The following is a 17171-nucleotide window of genomic DNA, read 5'->3' on the forward strand; positions in this document are numbered from 1 at the left end:
GGGATGCAAAAGACTAAATATGGGATCCGGCTTGCCCAGGAGGATTTCCGCTGGATGATCGGCGACGCGGACCTTGGCAATGTGCTGGCACCGTTTTCCGCAAGCGCCGGGGCACCCGTAAGCCTGGAGGCTGCCTCGCAGCCACAGTGGGCCTTGAACGCTACGTTGGCCACACTCAGTGTGGATATCAACGCCTTGACCCAGGAACAAGTACGACTGCGCGAGACGTTGGAGACGCTCAACACTACGTTGTTCATCACCAGCGACGCTCTGGTGCCCAAGGCAGCTGATGTTGCCGCGAGCGCGCCGAAGGATGAACCCAAGGAGCCTACTGATGGTGCGGTGATAAGCACGATCAAGGCGGCTGGAAGCGAATTGTTGGACGCGCTGAAAAGCAAGATCGCAGAAAAAGCGATTGATTTGGTCATCGACACGGCTGCAAAGAAATACAAAGGCCGCAAAAAAATCGGCGGGCGCAGTGCCGGAATAAGCGGCCTGGTCGAACGAGGCCGGCAGTTATTGGGCGGCTCGTCAGCGAGCTTTCAGGTAGGGGCGACTTCGCAAGGCTTTCAGTCCTTTACCGCGGCGAGCACCGCAACGCCAGCGGCCACTCGGCCAGACATTCCGGCGGGTGCCTTGACCGATGCTTTCGCCAAACTCGAATCCGTCGGCATTCGGCGGCTCGCACCCTTGAGAACCGCTGAAGCCACCTTGGGTGTGATCCAGGGTGTACGCGACGGTGACGTCAAGGCCGTCGGCACCGGCCTCAGCACGGCAGGTGGTGCCTGGGCCGGAGCCTCTGCCGGAGCAGCCATAGGCACGCTGATTTTCCCCGGTGTCGGTACGGCTGTCGGCGGCGCGATCGGTGGCTTGCTGGGCAGTGAAGCGGGTGCTTGGCTCGGTGAGAAGTTGTTCGGGCCAAGCGACCGCCTCGCCGCGCCCGCCGATGTCAGCAAGCAATTGAGCAACGCCCAGGCTGACAACCGTCAACTTACATTCGCCCCGCAAATCACCATCAATGCACCCGAGCAGGCCAGCTATCAGCAACTGGCGGCGCTAGTGGTGCAACAGATTGAAGCCCAATTCACGCCGTTGCCGATGGACAGCCTGCTGGCGACGCGACGCGATTCGGCGCTGACCGATACAGGAGTGGCGTGATGCGACAGCAGATGGCATTGGGCACGTTTATTTTTGGGCTATCTCGTGGCTTTGCCTACGACACCCTTGACCGTGCGAGCAGTGGTGGCTGGGTCAGCCTGGAGATCATTGCCGGCAAACCCAAATCCAGCCAGGTCGGCCAGGCGCTCGAAACCCTCACCTTTGGTGGTAAGGCCGCACGGGCGCAGGGCATGGCGCGGCTGGAGGAATTGCGTGCGCTGCAAACCCTTCGTGTGCCGTTGCCTCTGGTCGACGGCGTTGGCCTTAGTTGGGGGCTGTGGACCATCAAATCGGTGGACGAAAAACAGTCCAGCGTCATCGATGACGGCACGGCGATGGTGATCAATTGGGTCGTGGTGCTGGAGGAGTTCGTCAATGCGTAGGGTGAGAAGTATTGCGGGGGATTCGGTGAACCTGTTGCTCTACCGCGAGCTGGGTCGCTGTGACGATGCGGCCGAGGAAGTGCTATGGCGCTTGAACCCGCAGTTAGCCGAGCAGGGCGCAGTATTGCCGGCCGGCGTCAGCATCATTGTGCCCGAGCTAACGGTACAACCGATTGCCAAGCAGCCGGTTTCGGCCTGGGACTAAGGAGTCACCATGACACTTGGATTTACACCGGTGGTGGAAATTTACGGCGCCAATGCCGCGTTGCTCAATGAGCGGTTATTGGAATGGGAGCACACCGATTTGGCGGGGTTTGCGTCCGATCAGTTGAAGCTGACCCTCGACATCGAAGGCCTTGAAGGGTTACCCAGCCTGGGCGGTCAGATCGGCCTGCGCGTCGGCTACCTGGAATCCGGCCTGGTGGATAAAGGGCGGTTCAAGATCACTCAGCGTACGCCATCGCTGTTTCCGCTGCGCGTGGTGCTGGTGGCAACAGCCGCACCTTTTGACGAGCCTGAGTTCAAGAAGCGACGAACCGCCAGCCACGGGCCGATCAGCCTGGGGGCGCTGTTTCGTCAATTGACCACGCGCTACGGCTTCTCGCCCCGTGTGGCGCACGATTTGGAAGATGAGCAGATCCAGCATATCGACCAGACCAATGAAAGTGACATGGCGTTTTTGACGCGGTTGGCCAAGCGATTCGACGCGGTGGCCAAACCCGTCGACGAGCTGTATGTGCTGGGCCGTAAAGGGCAGATCAAATCGCTGTCGGGCAAGGTTTTGCCGGATGTGCAGTTGTCGATCACCCGCGACAACCGTCCGGGGGATCGTGCGTTTATTTCCGCCAGCTTCACTGAATCCAGCCGAGCGACCTACTCCGGCGCGCAAGCGAGCTGGTGGGACGCAGCCGCCGGCAAACAGCACGTGATGGAAGTGGGTATCGCGCCGTTCAAGGTGATGACGCAGCGCTACCAGAGCGAGGCGGAAGCCAGGACTGCCGCTGAGGGCGAGATGCGCCGAGTGGGGCGTGAAGGGTTGCAGGTCAATGTGATTTGCCCCGGAAACCCGTTGTTCGGCGCCGAAGGGTTGCTGCTGTTGGACGAGTCTTGGCCTGGCTTTATGCGGGGGCGTTGGTCGATCAAGAGTGTGATTGCCAGTGGCAAGCGCAAAGAGAGCTACCGATGTGCAATCAAGGCCAGTGGTTTGTCCCCGGCCGAGTGAGGAACCATGTTGATAACACTGTCTCAACTGCTTCAAATCCTGCCGGGAGCCCGCCTTGGCGCGGGCGTTTTTTTGCCTGCGCTGAACACGGCCATGGCCAGGTTTGAGATCGGTCAACCCAAACGCATCGCTGCGTTTCTAGCTCAAGTCGGTCATGAGTCCGGCGAGTTGCGCTACGTGCGTGAACTGGGCAGTGATGCCTATTTGAGCAAGTACGACACCGGCGCATTGGCCGTGCGCCTGGGTAACACGCCCGAAGCGGACGGCGACGGCCAGAAGTATCGGGGCAGGGGGCTGATCCAGATTACCGGTCGCCGCAACTACCTGGCCTGTAGCCAGGCACTGTTTGGCGATGAGCGTTTGTTGCGGGAACCGACATTGCTGGAGCAGCCGCAATGGGCGGCCGAGTCGGCGGCCTGGTTCTGGCAAAGCAATGGCCTGAATGAACTGGCCGACAAGGATCAGTTCACCACCATCACCCGGCGTATCAACGGCGGGCTCAATGGGCTGGAGGATCGCTTGCAGCTGTGGGCGCGGGCGAAGGCGGCGTTTTGCGTTTCTTAAACGTGTGAGAACTGTACAGACGTGCCTTCGCCCGTTTGCGTCTTGAGACAGTCCGTCACTTGCGCGTGCGATTGGCTCCTGTAGGGTAGGCAAACCCCCGCCCACGTCTGGAGACGACCGTGAAGGAAATCACTCAACTGGCTGCTGAACTAGGGCGCCGTTTGCAGGTGCTCAATGCCCACGTCACCACTGCCGAGTCCTGCACCGGCGGCGGAATCGCGGAAGCCATCACGCGGATCCCGGGAAGTTCGGCCTGGTTTGAGGCGGGGTATGTCACCTATTCCAACCGCCAGAAGTCCCGGCAGTTGAATGTGCCGGAAACGTTGTTTCCAAAAGTGGGGGCGGTCAGCCAGGAAGTGGTGGAGGCAATGGTCCGTGGCGCCCAGGAAAAAAGCCTGGCGCGGTTTGCTGTCGCCGTCAGTGGTGTGGCAGGGCCGGACGGTGGTTCGCCAGACAAACCGGTCGGCACCGTATGGCTGGCGTTTGGCGTGGGCGAAGAGATAACGGCCGAGCTTGAGCACTTCACCGGCAACCGCGATGAGGTCCGCCGACAAACGGTAAAGGCCGCGCTAGAGGGCTTGTTGCGACGAGCTGCAGCAGAAATAGAAAATCAGGGGTAGGCGATCTCTGATCTTTGTGGAACAATACTGTCTACTTATACAGGTGTTGGCCGACCAGGCCTTATTGATTACGTGAGGACTTTAATGGACGACAACAAGAAGAAAGCCTTGGCTGCGGCCCTGGGTCAGATCGAACGTCAATTCGGCAAGGGTGCCGTAATGCGTATGGGCGATCACGACCGTCAGGCGATCCCGGCTATTTCCACGGGCTCTCTGGGTCTGGACATCGCGCTCGGCATTGGCGGCCTGCCAAAAGGCCGTATCGTTGAAATCTACGGTCCTGAATCTTCCGGTAAAACCACCCTGACCCTGTCGGTGATTGCCCAGGCGCAGAAAATGGGTGCCACCTGTGCGTTCGTCGACGCCGAGCACGCCCTGGACCCTGAGTACGCCGGCAAATTGGGCGTCAACGTTGACGACCTGCTGGTTTCCCAGCCGGACACCGGTGAGCAAGCCCTGGAAATCACCGACATGCTGGTGCGCTCCAACGCCATCGACGTGATCGTGGTCGACTCCGTGGCCGCCCTGGTGCCCAAGGCTGAAATCGAAGGCGAAATGGGTGACATGCACGTGGGCCTGCAAGCCCGTCTGATGTCCCAGGCGCTGCGTAAAATCACCGGTAACATCAAGAACGCCAACTGCCTGGTGATCTTCATCAACCAGATCCGTATGAAGATCGGCGTGATGTTCGGCAGCCCGGAAACCACCACCGGTGGTAACGCGCTGAAGTTCTACGCTTCGGTCCGTTTGGACATCCGCCGTACCGGCGCGGTGAAAGAAGGTGACGAGGTTGTAGGTAGTGAAACCCGCGTTAAAGTCGTGAAGAACAAAGTGGCCCCGCCTTTCCGCCAGGCCGAGTTCCAGATTCTCTACGGCAAGGGCATCTACCTGAACGGCGAGATGATCGACCTGGGTGTGCTGCACGGTTTCGTCGAGAAATCCGGTGCATGGTATGCCTACAACGGCAGCAAAATTGGCCAAGGCAAGGCCAACTCGGCCAAGTTCCTGGCAGACAACCCGGATATCGCTGCCACGCTTGAAAAGCAGATCCGCGACAAGCTGCTGACTGCCGCTCCAGACGTGAAAGCTGCCGCCAATCGCGAGCCGGTTGAAGAAGTGGAAGAAGCTGACACCGACATCTGAAGCACACAATGACAGTTGTACTGGATACACTCGTCGCCGTTCGGCGCACTGCAATGGACCTGCTCGCTCGCCGCGAGCATGGTCGAGTCGAGCTGACGCGTAAATTGCGTCAGCGCGGCGCAGAGCCCGAGATGATCGAAACCGCCCTCGACCGCCTGACGGAAGAGGGGCTGCTTTCCGAAGCCAGATACCTCGAAAGTTTTATCTCCTACCGAGCCCGCTCCGGCTACGGCCCGGCGCGTATTCGCGAAGAGCTGAGCCAGCGTGGCCTGCAACGCGCTGATGTCGATCTTGCCCTGCGCGAGTGCGGGATCAGTTGGCAGGCGCAGTTGGAGGACACCTGGCGGCGCAAGTTCTCTGGTCATCTTCCGATTGATGCCAGGGAACGAGCGAAGCAGGGACGATTCCTCAGCTATCGCGGGTTTTCGATGGAGATGATCAGCCGCTTGTTGAGCGGCCGGGACATCGATGATTGAGCTTCTGAACAAACAAAAGACCCACTATGAAAATAGTGGGTCTTTTTTTTTGCCCTCAAAAAATCACGCCGGCTCCGGCGCCACCCGCTGCTGCGCCTTGCCCTGGGCCTGTGCCCAGTTCTCCGGCAAGTTGATGTAATCCACCAACTCCCGCAACCGGCCCTGGTCGCGCCCGTTGAAATTGAACACCAGCCGCGTCAAATGACTGAACCTCGGCTCATCATGTTCCTCGCCGGTATACGCGAGCTGTCGGAACTCTCCACTCAGTCGCAGGCTGGCGAACTCGCCTTGCAAATGGGCCAATGCCTGTTCACTGAGCGGGTGATTCATGCGCACCACAAACTCGCGTTTCAGCCAGCGGGTGGAGTGGAAGTTGGCATAAAACTGGTTGATCTCTTCCACCGCCTCTTCGGCGCTGTACACCAGGCGTATCAGCTTGAGGTCGGTGGGCAGAATGTAGCGGTTGGCTTCCAACTGGCTGCGGATGAAGTCCAGGGCACCCTGCCAGAACCCGCCACCTGGCGCATCCAGCAGCACTACCGGGACCAGCGGGCTCTTACCGGTCTGAATCAGCGTCAGCACTTCCAGCGCTTCATCCAGGGTGCCGAAACCGCCTGGGCACAACACCAGGGCATCGGCTTCCTTGACGAAGAACAACTTGCGGGTAAAGAAGAAGTGGAAGGACAGCAGATTCTCAGTCCCATCGATGGTTGGGTTGGCATGCTGTTCAAACGGCAGGGTGATGTTGAACCCCAGGCTGTGTTCCAGGCCCGCGCCTTCGTGGGCGGCGGCCATGATGCCGCCACCGCCGCCGGTGATCACCATCAGGTCCGAACGCGCCAGTGCCGCGCCGACTTCACGGGCCAGTGCATACAGGGGGCTTTCCACCGGGGTGCGTGCCGAGCCGAACACCGTCACCTTGCGGCGACCCTTGAACTGTTCGAGCACGCGGAAGGCATTGTCCAGCTCGCGGATGGCTTGCAGGGTGATCTTGGCGTTCCAGCGGTTGCGGTCGTCCTGGGCCATGCGCAGCACGGTGAGGATCATGTCGCGATACAGGGGGATATTCGGGCTGTTGGGGGCGATCAGCTGGAGTTGTGCGTCGACCTGCTGGGTGAGGTCGGTGCCGTGTTCTTCGAAATGTCGGAGCAGGCGGTCATTCGGTTCGTAAGGCATTCAACTTCTCCTTCTTGCAGGGCACCTTCGCCGGAGGCTACGACACTGCTTGTGTCGCTGTTTGCCGCGGGGGCAACCTTCTTTTGCCCTGAAAATGTTACAGAACAGCATGAAAAACGCTGTGTATGAATGGGCGGGATGATTTGATCATGGGCCGGAAAACCCTTGGCTGGCAACCACTTATTGGTCGCTCAGTACGGAGTCTAGCTGCCTGGGAGGCGTTGAAGCGGGGGAGTACGCGCCACCGGACGGCAGCGCGCGAAGGTCAAACCGTTACTTTTTCTTTTTTGTCGGTGCCGGGCAATCCGCTTCCACGAACTTCACCGAGGCCACAGGGCGGTTGGTCTTGTTCTCGGTGATTTCGTAACGCATCACCGCGCCTTTGGCCATCAGCTCACGGTAACCCTTGTTCAGGCATACGCTCTGGCCGAGTTGGAAATACACCGCCTTGGGATTGGCGCGCATCTGTTCGGCGCGGTCGGGCAAGACGCTCAGGTGATCGATCAGTTGCATGCCTTCAACGGTGTAGGCCACTTCCAGGGTCTTTTCGTCGATTTCCCGGGGTAGATCTTTGTTGCTCTCAGCCGCGACGCTTTGCAGCTTCCGGTTCATTTGGGCCTCCAGCAGCGAGGCCGCCTGGGCGCACACGGGCAATACCAGCGCGAGGGCGACGGATGGGGCGACAAGGCGCAGCATGGAACGCAGCATGAAACTCTCCTGATTCGGTTACTGGTGCATAGACCAGCCACTGCGCTGTGCGTTCAGTGGCGCGCAATTATAGGTGAGCCCTTGCCACTACAGCCAGGCGTATCGCTGGTAAACTGCCGCCACCTCAGCCGTCCACGAGTTTTCACCGTGTCGATTTACCCGTCCCACCGGCGCATCCGATGAGCCACGCCGTGTCCCGCCTGCGCACCCAGCGCCTGGCCCGTGCCGTCCGTCCGTTCCTCAATCGTGGCTCGCGTGCCGAGCGTTGTCCCGGCTGCCGTGTCATTCCTGAGTACTGCTTGTGTGCCTGGCGACCAAAAGTCGCCGCCACCTCAGCGATGTGCCTGCTGATGCATGACGTGGAACCCATGAAACCCAGCAATACCGGCTGGCTGATCGCCGATGTGATTGATGACACCACGGCGTTCGCCTGGTCGCGCACCGAAGTCGATCCTGAACTGCTGACCTTGCTGGCCGACCCGCAGTGGCAACCCTACATTGTGTTCCCCGGCGAATTCGTCGCGCCGCAGCGTGTTGTCAGCGAAGTGAAGGTGGAGAAGGGCAAGCGCCCACTGTTCATCCTGCTGGATGGCACCTGGAGTGAAGCGCGCAAGATGTTCCGCAAAAGCCCCTACCTGGAGCATTTGCCGGTGCTCAGCCTGGCGCCCGAGCAGCTATCGCGCTACAAACTGCGTCGTTCCAAACGCGATGATCATTTTTGCACCGCCGAGGTCGCCGCGCTGTGTCTGGAACTGGCCGATGATCGGATGGCCAGTGAAGTCCTGGATGCCTACCTGGATGTCTTCAGTACTCATTACCTGGCCGCCAAGTTCCAGATGCCTCTGGATCCGGCGGACACAGTTCATGCGCGTCTTGCTCCCTATATTCCGAAGGTGTAACCAGACGACGTTTGCATGATGGCACCACGAACCCGCAACCCGCTAAAATGCCCACGGGCGTAGCGCTTGACCCTCCAGGCTACGCTGGGCATGCTGGGCGCCGATCAGGGCACCCCTAAAAAACAGGATCATTTAATCAATGGCCACATACGAAATCCTGATAGCCGATGACCACCCGTTGTTTCGCAGTGCGCTGCACCAAGCCGTGACCTTGGGCCTTGGGCCGGACGTCCGCCTGGTCGAAGTGGCCAGTATTGCCGAGCTGGAAGCCCGCCTCACCGAAAAATCCGACTGGGACCTGGTGCTGCTCGACCTGAACATGCCCGGTGCCTACGGTTTCTCAGGTTTGGTGTTGTTGCGCGGTCAATACCCGCAGATTCCCGTGGTGATGGTCTCGGCCCAGGAAGAAGCCGACGTGGTGGTGCGCTCCAAGGAGTTTGGCGCCAGCGGTTTCATTCCCAAGTCCAGTGCGATGGAAGATATCCAGAAGGCTGTACGCACCGTGCTGGATGGTGATGTGTCCTGGCCGCCGCAAGCGTTTGAAGAAATCAACGTGTCCGACGAAGCCAAGGCCGCCCGTGATGGTCTTGCCAGCCTGACACCGCAGCAGTTCCGGGTGCTGACCATGGTCTGCGAAGGCTTGTTGAACAAACAGATTGCCTACGAGCTGAGCGTGTCGGAAGCGACGATCAAGGCCCACGTTACAGCGATCTTCCGCAAGCTGGGCGTGCGTACGCGCACCCAGGCGGCGCTGCTCTTGCAACAACTTGAGTCAATTTCGCAGCATTAAGCGGCTACCGATTCACGCTTTTTTGACTTTGCGTGATCTAGTTTCCCCACTCCTTTAGTTCAGTTGCCAACGTCTATGTCGCCTTTCAAGGGTCAAACCGGTATCAAACGTATCTTCAATGCTGGGGGTTATTCGCTGGATGGCCTGCGCGCGGCGTTCACTGGCGAGGCAGCGTTCCGCCAGTTGGTGTTGCTTAACGTGATCCTGATCCCGTTGAGCTTTTTCCTGAATGTCAGCCGGGTCGAGCGTGCCTTGCTCATTGCTGTCTGCCTGCTGGCGTTGATCGTCGAATTGCTTAACTCGGCAGTGGAAGCGGCGATCGACCGCATTTCCCTGGACCGCCACCCGCTGTCGAAAAACGCCAAGGACATGGGCAGCGCCGCGCAGTTCGTCGCACTGACCATGATCACCCTGGTCTGGGCCGTGATTCTGATCTAACCCTTAGGCAATGCTCGGCAGCACGATCTCGTCGCTGCGCTGAACCCCGGCGGTGAAGGCGCGGCATAGTTCCAGGAACTCGCGCATTGCCGAGGTCTGGTACTTCTGTTTATGCCAGATGAAGTAGAACTGCCGGGCCAGGTCCAGGTCCGGGGTTTCCACCGGCACCAGGCTGCCACGCCGGAATGCGTCGCGTAGCGCCAGCCGCGAAATGCAGCCAATCCCCAATCCTGACTCCACCGCGCGTTTGATCGCCTCAGTGTGCTCCAGCTCAAGGCGGATATTCAGCGCGCTACGGTGATGGCGCATGGCTTGGTCAAAGGTCAGACGAGTACCTGAGCCCTGTTCCCGCAGGATCCACGCCTCTTGGGTCAACTCATCCATGGTTGCCATGCCACGTTTGGCCAGGTGATGCTGCGGCGCGCAAAACACCACCAGTTCATCCTCCACCCAGGTTTGCACCTCGATATCCGGGTGGCTGCAGTCGCCTTCGATTAGACCCAGGTCAATTTCGTAGTGCGCCACCTGGTGCACGATATGCGCAGTGTTCTGCACATGCAGCTTCACCTGGCTCTCGGGGTGTTGCTGCATGAAACTGCCGATCAACAGGGTCGCCAGGTAATTACCAATGGTGAGGGTGGCGCCCACCGCCAGGGAACCGAAGCCGGACTTGCCGTTGAGCAGGTCCTCGATCTCCTTGGCCTGGTCGAGCAGCGCAACCGCCTGGGGCAATAGCTGATGACCGAGGGCGTTGAGGCTCAGGCGTTTGCCCGCGCGGTCGAATAATTGGCAGCTGGATTGGCGCTCCAGCTCGGTGATCGAGGTGCTGGCGGCGGATTGAGATAAGGCCAGAAGGCCAGCAGCGCGCGAGACGCTTTCCTGCTGGGCGACGGCGACGAAGACTTGCAGTTGACGGAGAGTAAATCGCATATCGATATAACCGATAACCCTTATCTTAATAATCCAGTTAACAGATATTGTCGCCGCCATTAGAATGCTGTGCAATTGCGCATCCCATCTTTGGCGCAGACCCATTTCCAGGAGTCCCCCGTACATGAGCAACATGAACCACGAGCGTGTCCTCAGTGTTCATCACTGGAACGACACTCTGTTCAGCTTCAAGTGCACCCGCGATCCGGGCCTGCGCTTCGAGAACGGTCAGTTCGTGATGATCGGCCTGCAACAGCCCAACGGCCGCCCGCTCATGCGCGCTTACTCCATTGCCAGCCCGAACTGGGAAGAGCATCTGGAGTTTTTCAGTATCAAGGTCCCGGATGGCCCGCTGACTTCCCAATTGCAGCACTTGAAGGAAGGCGACGAGATCATCATCAGCAAAAAACCGACAGGCACCTTGGTGCTTGACGATTTGAAGCCGGGCAAACACCTGTACCTGCTCAGCACCGGTACTGGCCTGGCTCCGTTCATGAGCGTAATCCAGGACCCGGAAACCTACGAGCGCTTTGAAAAAGTGATCCTGTGCCACGGCGTGCGTTACGTCAACGAAGTCGCCTACCGCGAATTCATCACCGAGCACCTGCCGCAGAACGAATTCTTCGGCGAGGCCTTGCGTGACAAGTTGATCTACTACCCGACCGTGACCCGTGAGCCTTTCGAAAACGAAGGTCGCCTGACCGACCTGATGCGCAGCGGCAAGCTGTTCAGCGACATCGGCCTGCCGCCGATCAACCCCGAGGATGACCGCGCCATGCTGTGCGGCAGCCCAAGCATGCTGGACGAAACCAGCGAAGTGTTGAACAGCTTCGGCCTGAAAGTTTCCCCACGGATGCGTGAGCCGGGTGATTACTTGATCGAGCGCGCATTCGTCGAGAAGTAATGCTGGGTCAGTAACAACACAGATCTAAAAAATGTGGGAGCGGGCTTGCTCGCGAAAGCGGAGTGTCAGTCGACAGAGTTATTGACTGATACACCGCTTTCGCGAGCAAGCCCGCTCCCACATTTTGTTTCCGGTTTCTTCAGTGGGCTGGGAGTACTTCCAGTACACAAATCACCCCAGGCTCGGGATAGTGCCAACGCACATCCACATCCCAGAACTGCGCGCCATATTCCCGCTCCGGCCCCGGCGTCTGATACGCCGGCCGTGGATCTTGTGCCAGGCACTGATCAATCAGTTCCACCAGTGGCTCGCCCAGGCGCTGAGCGTGGCCTTGTGCCTGCTGCAGCGCTGTCTTGAGCCATTGCACCGGAATCAGCTGTGGCGCGGCGCTGGCGATGTCGTTGGTCGCCGTGTCGACCACGTCGGCATACGGCACATACGGCTTGATATCCAGCACCGGCGTGCCATCGAGCAGATCAATCCCGGAAATCCACAGCCGTCCTGGCTCCACTTTTTCCAGCTTGACCACTGACTGGCCGATGCCGTTGGGTCGGTGGGTGGCGCGGGTGGCAAACACGCCCATGGACGTGTTGCCACCCAGGCGCGGCGGGCGCACTTTCAGGCGTGGCTTGTCTTCCAGCGCCTGGTGGAACAGGAACAGCAACCACACGTGGCTGACCTGCTCCAGGCCTTGTACGGCTTCGCCACCGTCGAACGGCGCCACCAGTTCCAGCACGCCACGGGCGGCAGGTGCCAACTGAGGTTGGCGTGGGATGGCGAACTTCTCCTTGAAACAGGAGCGCACGAAGCCGACGGGCGAGACGTTGTAACTCATGGCTTACGCACGAACTCGCAGCGTCAGGCCCTTGAGGAAGTTGCGCAGCAACTGGTCGCCGCACGGGCGATAGTTGGTGTGGCCGAACTTGCGGAACAGCGCGCTCAGCTCAGGCTTGGACACCGGGAACTCGGCGGCCTTGAGGATGGCGTGCATGTCATCTTCCTTCAGTTCGAAGGCCACGCGCAGCTTCTTGAGGATGATGTTGTTGGTCACCGGGGTCTCGATCGGCTGCGGCGGACGGCTTTCGTCCTTACCGCGCTTGAAGATCACCAAGCCGTCGAGGAAGTGCGCCATGACGTCATCCGGGCAGAACACGAAGCCTTCTTCCTCATCTTTCTTGAGGTAGGTCAGCAGGTCGTCCTTGGTTACGTCCATGCCGCCGAGCTTGATGATCTCGACCATCTTGTTGTCGCTGATGTCGAGCATGTAGCGCACGCTGCGCAGTACGTCATTGTGAATCATGGTGGGCAATCCTGGTATTCAACTGAGGACACCGCGCAAAAGAGGCGGTGTCGGGAAAAGGGCGGCGGCTTAGAACTTTTCTTTGCCGGACAGGTAACGCCATTGGCCAACCGGCACCTTGCCGATGGACACGCCGCCGATGCGGATACGACGAATGGCAATGACTTTGAGGCCAACCGCTTCACAGAACAGCGCGATCACGCCTGGCTGCGGGTTTTTCATCGCAAAACGCAGGCGGTTTTCGTTCTGCCAGCTGGCTTTGACCGCCGGCAGCTCTTTGCCTTTGTAGGTCAGGCCGTGGTTCAGGCGATTGAGGCCGTGGGCAACCATGTCGCCTTCGACTTCCACCACGTATTCCTGCTCGATCTTGGCGGCATCGGCGGTCAACTTGCGCAGAATCTTCCAGTCCTGGGTAAACACCAGCAGGCCGCTGGCCTTGGCTTGCAGGTCGGCGCTGGCGGTCAGGCGCAGGAAGTGGCCCTTGAGCGGGCGTTTGCCGAAGCGGTGTTCTTCCGAGAGGGTATCGGCGCTGATCGACGCCATGGCCGCCTCGGCATCCACGCCGGCCGGGACGTGCAGCAGGATGGTCACCGGCTCGGGCGCGGTGGCCTTGGCGTCCGGGTCGAGTTCGACCTTCTGGGTGGTGACCTTGAACTGCGGTTCGTCGATCACTTCACCGTCCACCGAGACCCAGCCGCCTTCGATGAACAGCTCAGCCTCCCGACGGGAGCAACCGACCAGTTCGATTAGGCGTTTGGAGAGGCGTATGGGGTCAGTCATGACAAGGGCCGTAGCAAAAGGGGGCGGCTATTGTACCTGTGTGGGCGCGGTTAATCCCGGCCCCATTTCAGTGCTGTGGCTTTTTGTGGGATCCGACAAGCCAGCTCCCCCAGAAGAGCGCAAACGCATGTGCAGCAACGGATACGGTTGGCCCAGCCCATCGTGCTCCGTGCGTCCGATCACCTCGAAGCCTTGCTTGAGGTAAAAGCCGAGTGCCTGGGGATTTTGCTCGTTCACTTCCAGCTCGTCGGCGTTCAAATGCTCGACCGCATAACGCAGCAGTTGCCGGCCAAGGCCCTGGCCCCGGTGCTGCGGGTCGATAAACAGCATCTCGACCTTGCCAGCGGCGACACCGGCAAACCCGGTGATGCGTTGGTGCGGGTCTTTGGTGCAAATCAGCATCACCGTGTCCAGGTAATGAGTCAGCACCAGGTTGCGCAGGCGTTCGATATAGCTGTCCGGCAAAAAATCGTGGGTGGCCCGCACCGAGGACTCCCAGATTTCAGTCAGTTTTTGATAATCGCTGGTTTTAGGTGTGTGGATAACCGAATGCCGACGCATGCCCGCTGCCCCTGCCGATGATTGGCGATGAGCAAACGATAGACCTAAAAAAGCCCCACATCTTGATCAAATGCAGGGCTTTTTGGTGTGTTGCCGATCAGTCGCGCTTTTCAGCCCACAGGTCGTATTCGTCGGCATCGGTCACGGTGCACCAGACCTTGTCGCCTGGCTTCAAACCGCTGGCATCGTCGATAAACACGTTACCGTCGATTTCCGGCGCATCGAAGAAGCAACGGCCGACCGCGCCTTGTTCGTCGACTTCGTCGATCAGCACTTCGATTTCCTTGCCGATGCGCAGTTGCAGGCGCGCCGAGCTGATGGCCTGCTGGTGCGCCATGAAACGCTCCCAGCGGTCTTGCTTGACGTCGTCCGGCACCACGGCCAGGTCCAGCAGGTTGGCTGGGGCACCTTCCACCGGCGAATACTGGAAGCAGCCGACGCGGTCCAGTTGGGCTTCGGTCAGCCAGTCCAGCAGGTACTGGAAGTCTTCTTCGGTTTCGCCGGGGAAGCCGACGATGAAGGTCGAACGGATGATCAGCTCCGGGCAGATTTCACGCCAGTTCTTGATACGCGCCAGGGTCTTGTCTTCGAAGGCCGGGCGTTTCATGGCCTTGAGCACTTTCGGGCTGGCATGCTGGAACGGGATGTCCAAGTACGGCAGGATCTTGCCGGCGGCCATCAGCGGGATCAACTCGTCCACGTGCGGGTACGGGTAGACGTAGTGCAGGCGTACCCACACACCCAGGCTGCTCAAGGCTTCGCAGAGTTCGGTCATGCGGGTTTTCACCGGCGCGCCGTTCCAGAAACCCGTGCGGTATTTCACGTCGACGCCGTAGGCGCTGGTGTCCTGGGAGATCACCAGCAACTCTTTGACGCCGGACTTGACCAGGCGCTGGGCCTCGTCGAGTACGTCACCGACCGGACGGCTGACCAGCTTGCCGCGCATCGACGGGATGATGCAAAAGCTGCAGCTGTGGTTGCAGCCTTCGGAAATCTTCAGGTACGCGTAGTGGCGCGGGGTCAGCTTGATGCCTTGCGGTGGCACCAGGTCGATCAGCGGGTTGTGGTCCTGGCGCGGCGGTACCACTTCGTGCACGGCGTTGACCACCTGCTCGTATTGCTGCGGACCGGTCACCGCCAGCACGCTCGGGTGCACATTGCGGATATTGCCTTCTTCCACGCCCATGCAGCCGGTCACGATGACCTTGCCGTTTTCCTTGATCGCTTCGCCGATCACTTCCAGGGATTCCGCCTTGGCCGAGTCGATGAAGCCGCAGGTGTTGACCACCACCACGTCGGCGTCCTGGTACGTGGACACAACGTCATAGCCTTCCATACGCAGTTGCGTGAGGATGCGCTCGGAGTCGACCAGAGCCTTCGGGCAACCTAGCGATACAAACCCTACACGTGGATTATTACTCATATACTCACAGCCTGCAGGGTCTACCCTGGTCAAAATTCGTGGCGCGCGATTCTAATCGCTGATCAAAAAATGCGCAAAAACAATTATCATTAACGAGTATCGTTCTCAAATTCAGAAGGGAGTCCTGAGAATGTCGGCCAATGAAACACTTGAAGAAAATCGAGATAGTGAAGAAGTTGAGGCTCGTAAGAAAGATCTCGTACAAGTAAAGAAGAGGACAACCAAGTCGCAAAAGGTATACATGACAGTCGTTGTGTTCATGTCGCTTGTCATGGCTACATTGCTGATTGACGTGCTCCCTTTTACAAGTTCCATGAAGCGCGATCTGTTTTATAGCTGGCAGGTTGTGGTGCTTGTCGTTACGGGAGCTTCATTGCTGCTTTATCGGATTTGGACCGATACATTATCATCAGATTCTGTTTCGTTTGTTGAGCTGGATGAGCGTAACAGAATTGAAAAGTCAAGGTACTCATATTGGTCGCCAATTCATTCTGGGGAAAATGTCAGGGTCGTTGTGGAAGATGCTTCCGAACTGGATAATATAAAAGAGGTAGTTGAGAAGTCTCGTAAAGCGGCTTCGGGATATGAGTTCTCAGTGCATATGCGGACCATCATTGAGTCGCTTGATCACCAAATAGACTATGCAGAAGAAAAAGCATCTAGATTGCTTGAGGTCGGTCGTAGCTTTGTCAGGGGCGGTATTTGGTTATATATCTTTAGTATCATTGTATGGCAGGGTTACCTCTACTACATAAATTTTCAGCTGAGTGCTGGTGTCATAGTTGGTATGGTTTCGACGACGGCCGTATTTCTAATTATGGAGTTTTTAGGTTCATGGTATTTGAAACAGTACCGGCACTATGGTGATTCTGCATTTTCTTATATGAAAGTTAGGTCGTCCTATAATAAATATATGCTCGCATATTGCGTAGTGGTTGAGTTTTCTGAGAATGATCCTGCTAAATCTCAAGAGGATATATTGCGTGTTTTGGGTGAGTCTGAGAAATGGCCTGAACTTAAGGAAATTAACGCTAACGATTTTAACTATATGCTTCAATCTGTTGAGACCCTGGGGAAAGCGTTCGAAAAGCTGAAAGGTGTTTTTGGGCGTGGTAATGATACTGGCGCAGCACCTTGATCATGAGTGGACAGGTTTACAGCTATTTGAGGTTTTCTGATCCTCGTCAAGCGACAGGAAGTAGTGCAGACCGTCAGCTTGCATATGCTGCAGTATGGGTGGCAAAAAGAGGTATGCCGCTGGATGCGACACTCACATTGAAAGATGAAGGGCTTTCTGCTTATCACCAGCGTCATGTTAAACAGGGAGCATTGGGTGTATTTCTCCGTGCGATTGAGGATGGCCGTATCGGTAATGGCTCTGTTTTGGTTGTTGAAGGTCTAGACCGCCTAAGTCGAGCTGAGCCTATCCAGGCACAAGCTCAGTTGGCGCAGATCATCAACGCTGGCATTACTGTAGTAACCGCAAGTGATGGGCGTGAATACAATAGGGCAGGCTTGAAGGCTCAGCCCATGGACTTGGTCTATTCGCTTCTGGTGATGATTCGCGCTCATGAAGAATCCGACACAAAGAGCAAGCGCGTTAAAGCCGCCATCCGCCGTCAGTGTGAAGGCTGGATGTCTGGAACCTATCGCGGACTCGTACGCAATGGAAAAGACCCTCAGTGGCTGCAACTGA

21 protein-coding genes and 1 pseudogene are annotated in these 17171 nt (G+C 58.3%); 14 read left to right on the top strand and 8 right to left on the bottom strand.

The annotated features are described in order from the left end of the window. Positions 1 to 3 precede the first annotated feature (3 nt). From ACP7C6_RS24510 to recX, 8 genes are all read left to right on the top strand, one after another. Positions 4 to 1158 (top strand): hypothetical protein, encoded by a 1155-nt coding sequence (locus ACP7C6_RS24510; RefSeq protein WP_426109330.1) that lies wholly within the window; start codon positions 4 to 6, stop codon positions 1156 to 1158. After that, positions 1158 to 1541, top strand: coding sequence for a phage tail protein (locus tag ACP7C6_RS24515; protein ID WP_028619085.1), 384 nt, complete (start codon positions 1158 to 1160; stop codon positions 1539 to 1541). Before ACP7C6_RS24510 ends, ACP7C6_RS24515 begins: the two co-directional genes overlap by 1 nt. Next, entirely contained in the window at positions 1534 to 1746 is a 213-nt protein-coding gene (locus ACP7C6_RS24520) for a tail protein X (protein WP_028619086.1), read from the top strand. The genes ACP7C6_RS24515 and ACP7C6_RS24520 overlap by 8 nt, the downstream gene beginning before the upstream one ends. A 9-nt stretch (positions 1747 to 1755) precedes the next feature. Then, positions 1756 to 2763 carry a phage late control D family protein gene (locus tag ACP7C6_RS24525; RefSeq protein ID WP_426109331.1) on the top strand — a complete coding sequence of 336 codons (1008 nt, stop codon included), beginning with the start codon at positions 1756 to 1758 and terminating at the stop codon, positions 2761 to 2763. A gap of 6 nt (positions 2764 to 2769) precedes the next feature. Further along, positions 2770 to 3327, top strand: a complete 558-nt coding sequence (locus ACP7C6_RS24530; RefSeq protein WP_028619088.1) for a glycoside hydrolase family 19 protein — start codon at positions 2770 to 2772, stop codon at positions 3325 to 3327. A 119-nt stretch (positions 3328 to 3446) separates the two neighbouring features. Beyond that, entirely contained in the window at positions 3447 to 3947 is a 501-nt protein-coding gene (locus ACP7C6_RS24535; RefSeq protein ID WP_426109332.1) for a CinA family protein, read from the top strand. Between the two features lie 84 nt (positions 3948 to 4031). Continuing rightward, a complete protein-coding gene (recA, locus tag ACP7C6_RS24540) occupies positions 4032 to 5090 on the top strand; it encodes a recombinase RecA (RefSeq protein WP_003189042.1) in 1059 nt (352 codons plus the stop codon). An 8-nt stretch (positions 5091 to 5098) separates the two neighbouring features. Beyond that, positions 5099 to 5566, top strand: a complete 468-nt coding sequence (gene recX, locus ACP7C6_RS24545; RefSeq protein WP_308908413.1) for a recombination regulator RecX — start codon at positions 5099 to 5101, stop codon at positions 5564 to 5566. 63 nt (positions 5567 to 5629) lie between these two features. Here recX and ACP7C6_RS24550 read toward each other — a convergent pair whose 3' ends face one another. Next, on the bottom strand, positions 5630 to 6742 hold the full coding sequence (locus ACP7C6_RS24550) for a TIGR00730 family Rossman fold protein (protein WP_068936978.1): 1113 nt from the start codon (positions 6740 to 6742) through the stop codon (positions 5630 to 5632). Positions 6743 to 7015: 273 nt separating this feature from the next. After that, on the bottom strand, positions 7016 to 7450 hold the full coding sequence (locus tag ACP7C6_RS24555) for a PA3611 family quorum-sensing-regulated virulence factor (RefSeq protein WP_028619092.1): 435 nt from the start codon (positions 7448 to 7450) through the stop codon (positions 7016 to 7018). Between the two features lie 179 nt (positions 7451 to 7629). On the opposite strand from ACP7C6_RS24555, the gene ACP7C6_RS24560 reads away from it, so the two are divergent. The 3 genes from ACP7C6_RS24560 to ACP7C6_RS24570 all read left to right on the top strand — a co-directional run bounded on the left by ACP7C6_RS24560 (position 7630) and on the right by ACP7C6_RS24570 (position 9577). Beyond that, positions 7630 to 8349: a tRNA-uridine aminocarboxypropyltransferase gene (locus tag ACP7C6_RS24560; RefSeq protein WP_236318723.1), complete on the top strand. Its 720-nt coding sequence runs from the start codon at positions 7630 to 7632 to the stop codon at positions 8347 to 8349. Positions 8350 to 8488: 139 nt separating this feature from the next. Further along, positions 8489 to 9139, top strand: coding sequence for a response regulator transcription factor ErdR (gene erdR, locus ACP7C6_RS24565; RefSeq protein WP_003189050.1), 651 nt, complete (start codon positions 8489 to 8491; stop codon positions 9137 to 9139). Between the two features lie 75 nt (positions 9140 to 9214). Next, complete coding sequence (locus ACP7C6_RS24570) at positions 9215 to 9577, top strand: diacylglycerol kinase (RefSeq protein WP_003172176.1); 363 nt, start codon at positions 9215 to 9217, stop codon at positions 9575 to 9577. 3 nt (positions 9578 to 9580) lie between these two features. Here ACP7C6_RS24570 and ACP7C6_RS24575 read toward each other — a convergent pair whose 3' ends face one another. Continuing rightward, entirely contained in the window at positions 9581 to 10507 is a 927-nt protein-coding gene (locus tag ACP7C6_RS24575) for a LysR family transcriptional regulator (RefSeq protein WP_028619094.1), read from the bottom strand. Positions 10508 to 10631: 124 nt separating this feature from the next. On the opposite strand from ACP7C6_RS24575, the gene fpr reads away from it, so the two are divergent. Further along, positions 10632 to 11411 (top strand): ferredoxin-NADP reductase, encoded by a 780-nt coding sequence (gene fpr / locus ACP7C6_RS24580; RefSeq protein WP_003189055.1) that lies wholly within the window; start codon positions 10632 to 10634, stop codon positions 11409 to 11411. A 139-nt stretch (positions 11412 to 11550) separates the two neighbouring features. Here fpr and tsaA read toward each other — a convergent pair whose 3' ends face one another. The 5 genes from tsaA to rimO form a co-directional block, all read right to left on the bottom strand. Then, positions 11551 to 12246, bottom strand: a complete 696-nt coding sequence (gene tsaA, locus ACP7C6_RS24585) for a tRNA (N6-threonylcarbamoyladenosine(37)-N6)-methyltransferase TrmO (protein ID WP_105696333.1) — start codon at positions 12244 to 12246, stop codon at positions 11551 to 11553. A gap of 3 nt (positions 12247 to 12249) precedes the next feature. Next, positions 12250 to 12711, bottom strand: coding sequence for a DUF1456 family protein (locus ACP7C6_RS24590; RefSeq protein WP_016977930.1), 462 nt, complete (start codon positions 12709 to 12711; stop codon positions 12250 to 12252). A 69-nt stretch (positions 12712 to 12780) separates the two neighbouring features. Continuing rightward, positions 12781 to 13491: an rRNA pseudouridine synthase gene (locus tag ACP7C6_RS24595; RefSeq protein ID WP_426109333.1), complete on the bottom strand. Its 711-nt coding sequence runs from the start codon at positions 13489 to 13491 to the stop codon at positions 12781 to 12783. Between the two features lie 27 nt (positions 13492 to 13518). Next, entirely contained in the window at positions 13519 to 14052 is a 534-nt protein-coding gene (locus ACP7C6_RS24600; protein ID WP_240040369.1) for a GNAT family N-acetyltransferase, read from the bottom strand. A 97-nt stretch (positions 14053 to 14149) separates the two neighbouring features. Continuing rightward, positions 14150 to 15475 carry a 30S ribosomal protein S12 methylthiotransferase RimO gene (gene rimO / locus ACP7C6_RS24605; RefSeq protein ID WP_122487768.1) on the bottom strand — a complete coding sequence of 442 codons (1326 nt, stop codon included), beginning with the start codon at positions 15473 to 15475 and terminating at the stop codon, positions 14150 to 14152. Positions 15476 to 15605: 130 nt separating this feature from the next. On the opposite strand from rimO, the gene ACP7C6_RS24610 reads away from it, so the two are divergent. Continuing rightward, positions 15606 to 16613 carry a hypothetical protein gene (locus ACP7C6_RS24610; RefSeq protein ID WP_426109334.1) on the top strand — a complete coding sequence of 336 codons (1008 nt, stop codon included), beginning with the start codon at positions 15606 to 15608 and terminating at the stop codon, positions 16611 to 16613. Positions 16614 to 16615: 2 nt separating this feature from the next. Further along, a pseudogene (locus tag ACP7C6_RS24615) lies at positions 16616 to 17170 on the top strand (recombinase family protein); the annotation flags it as partial. Position 17171: the final 1 nt, after the last annotated feature.

Origin of the sequence: Pseudomonas sp. TWR1-1-4, from assembly GCF_049897165.1 — a bacterium.
Classification (GTDB): Bacteria; Pseudomonadota; Gammaproteobacteria; order Pseudomonadales; family Pseudomonadaceae; genus Aquipseudomonas; species Aquipseudomonas canadensis.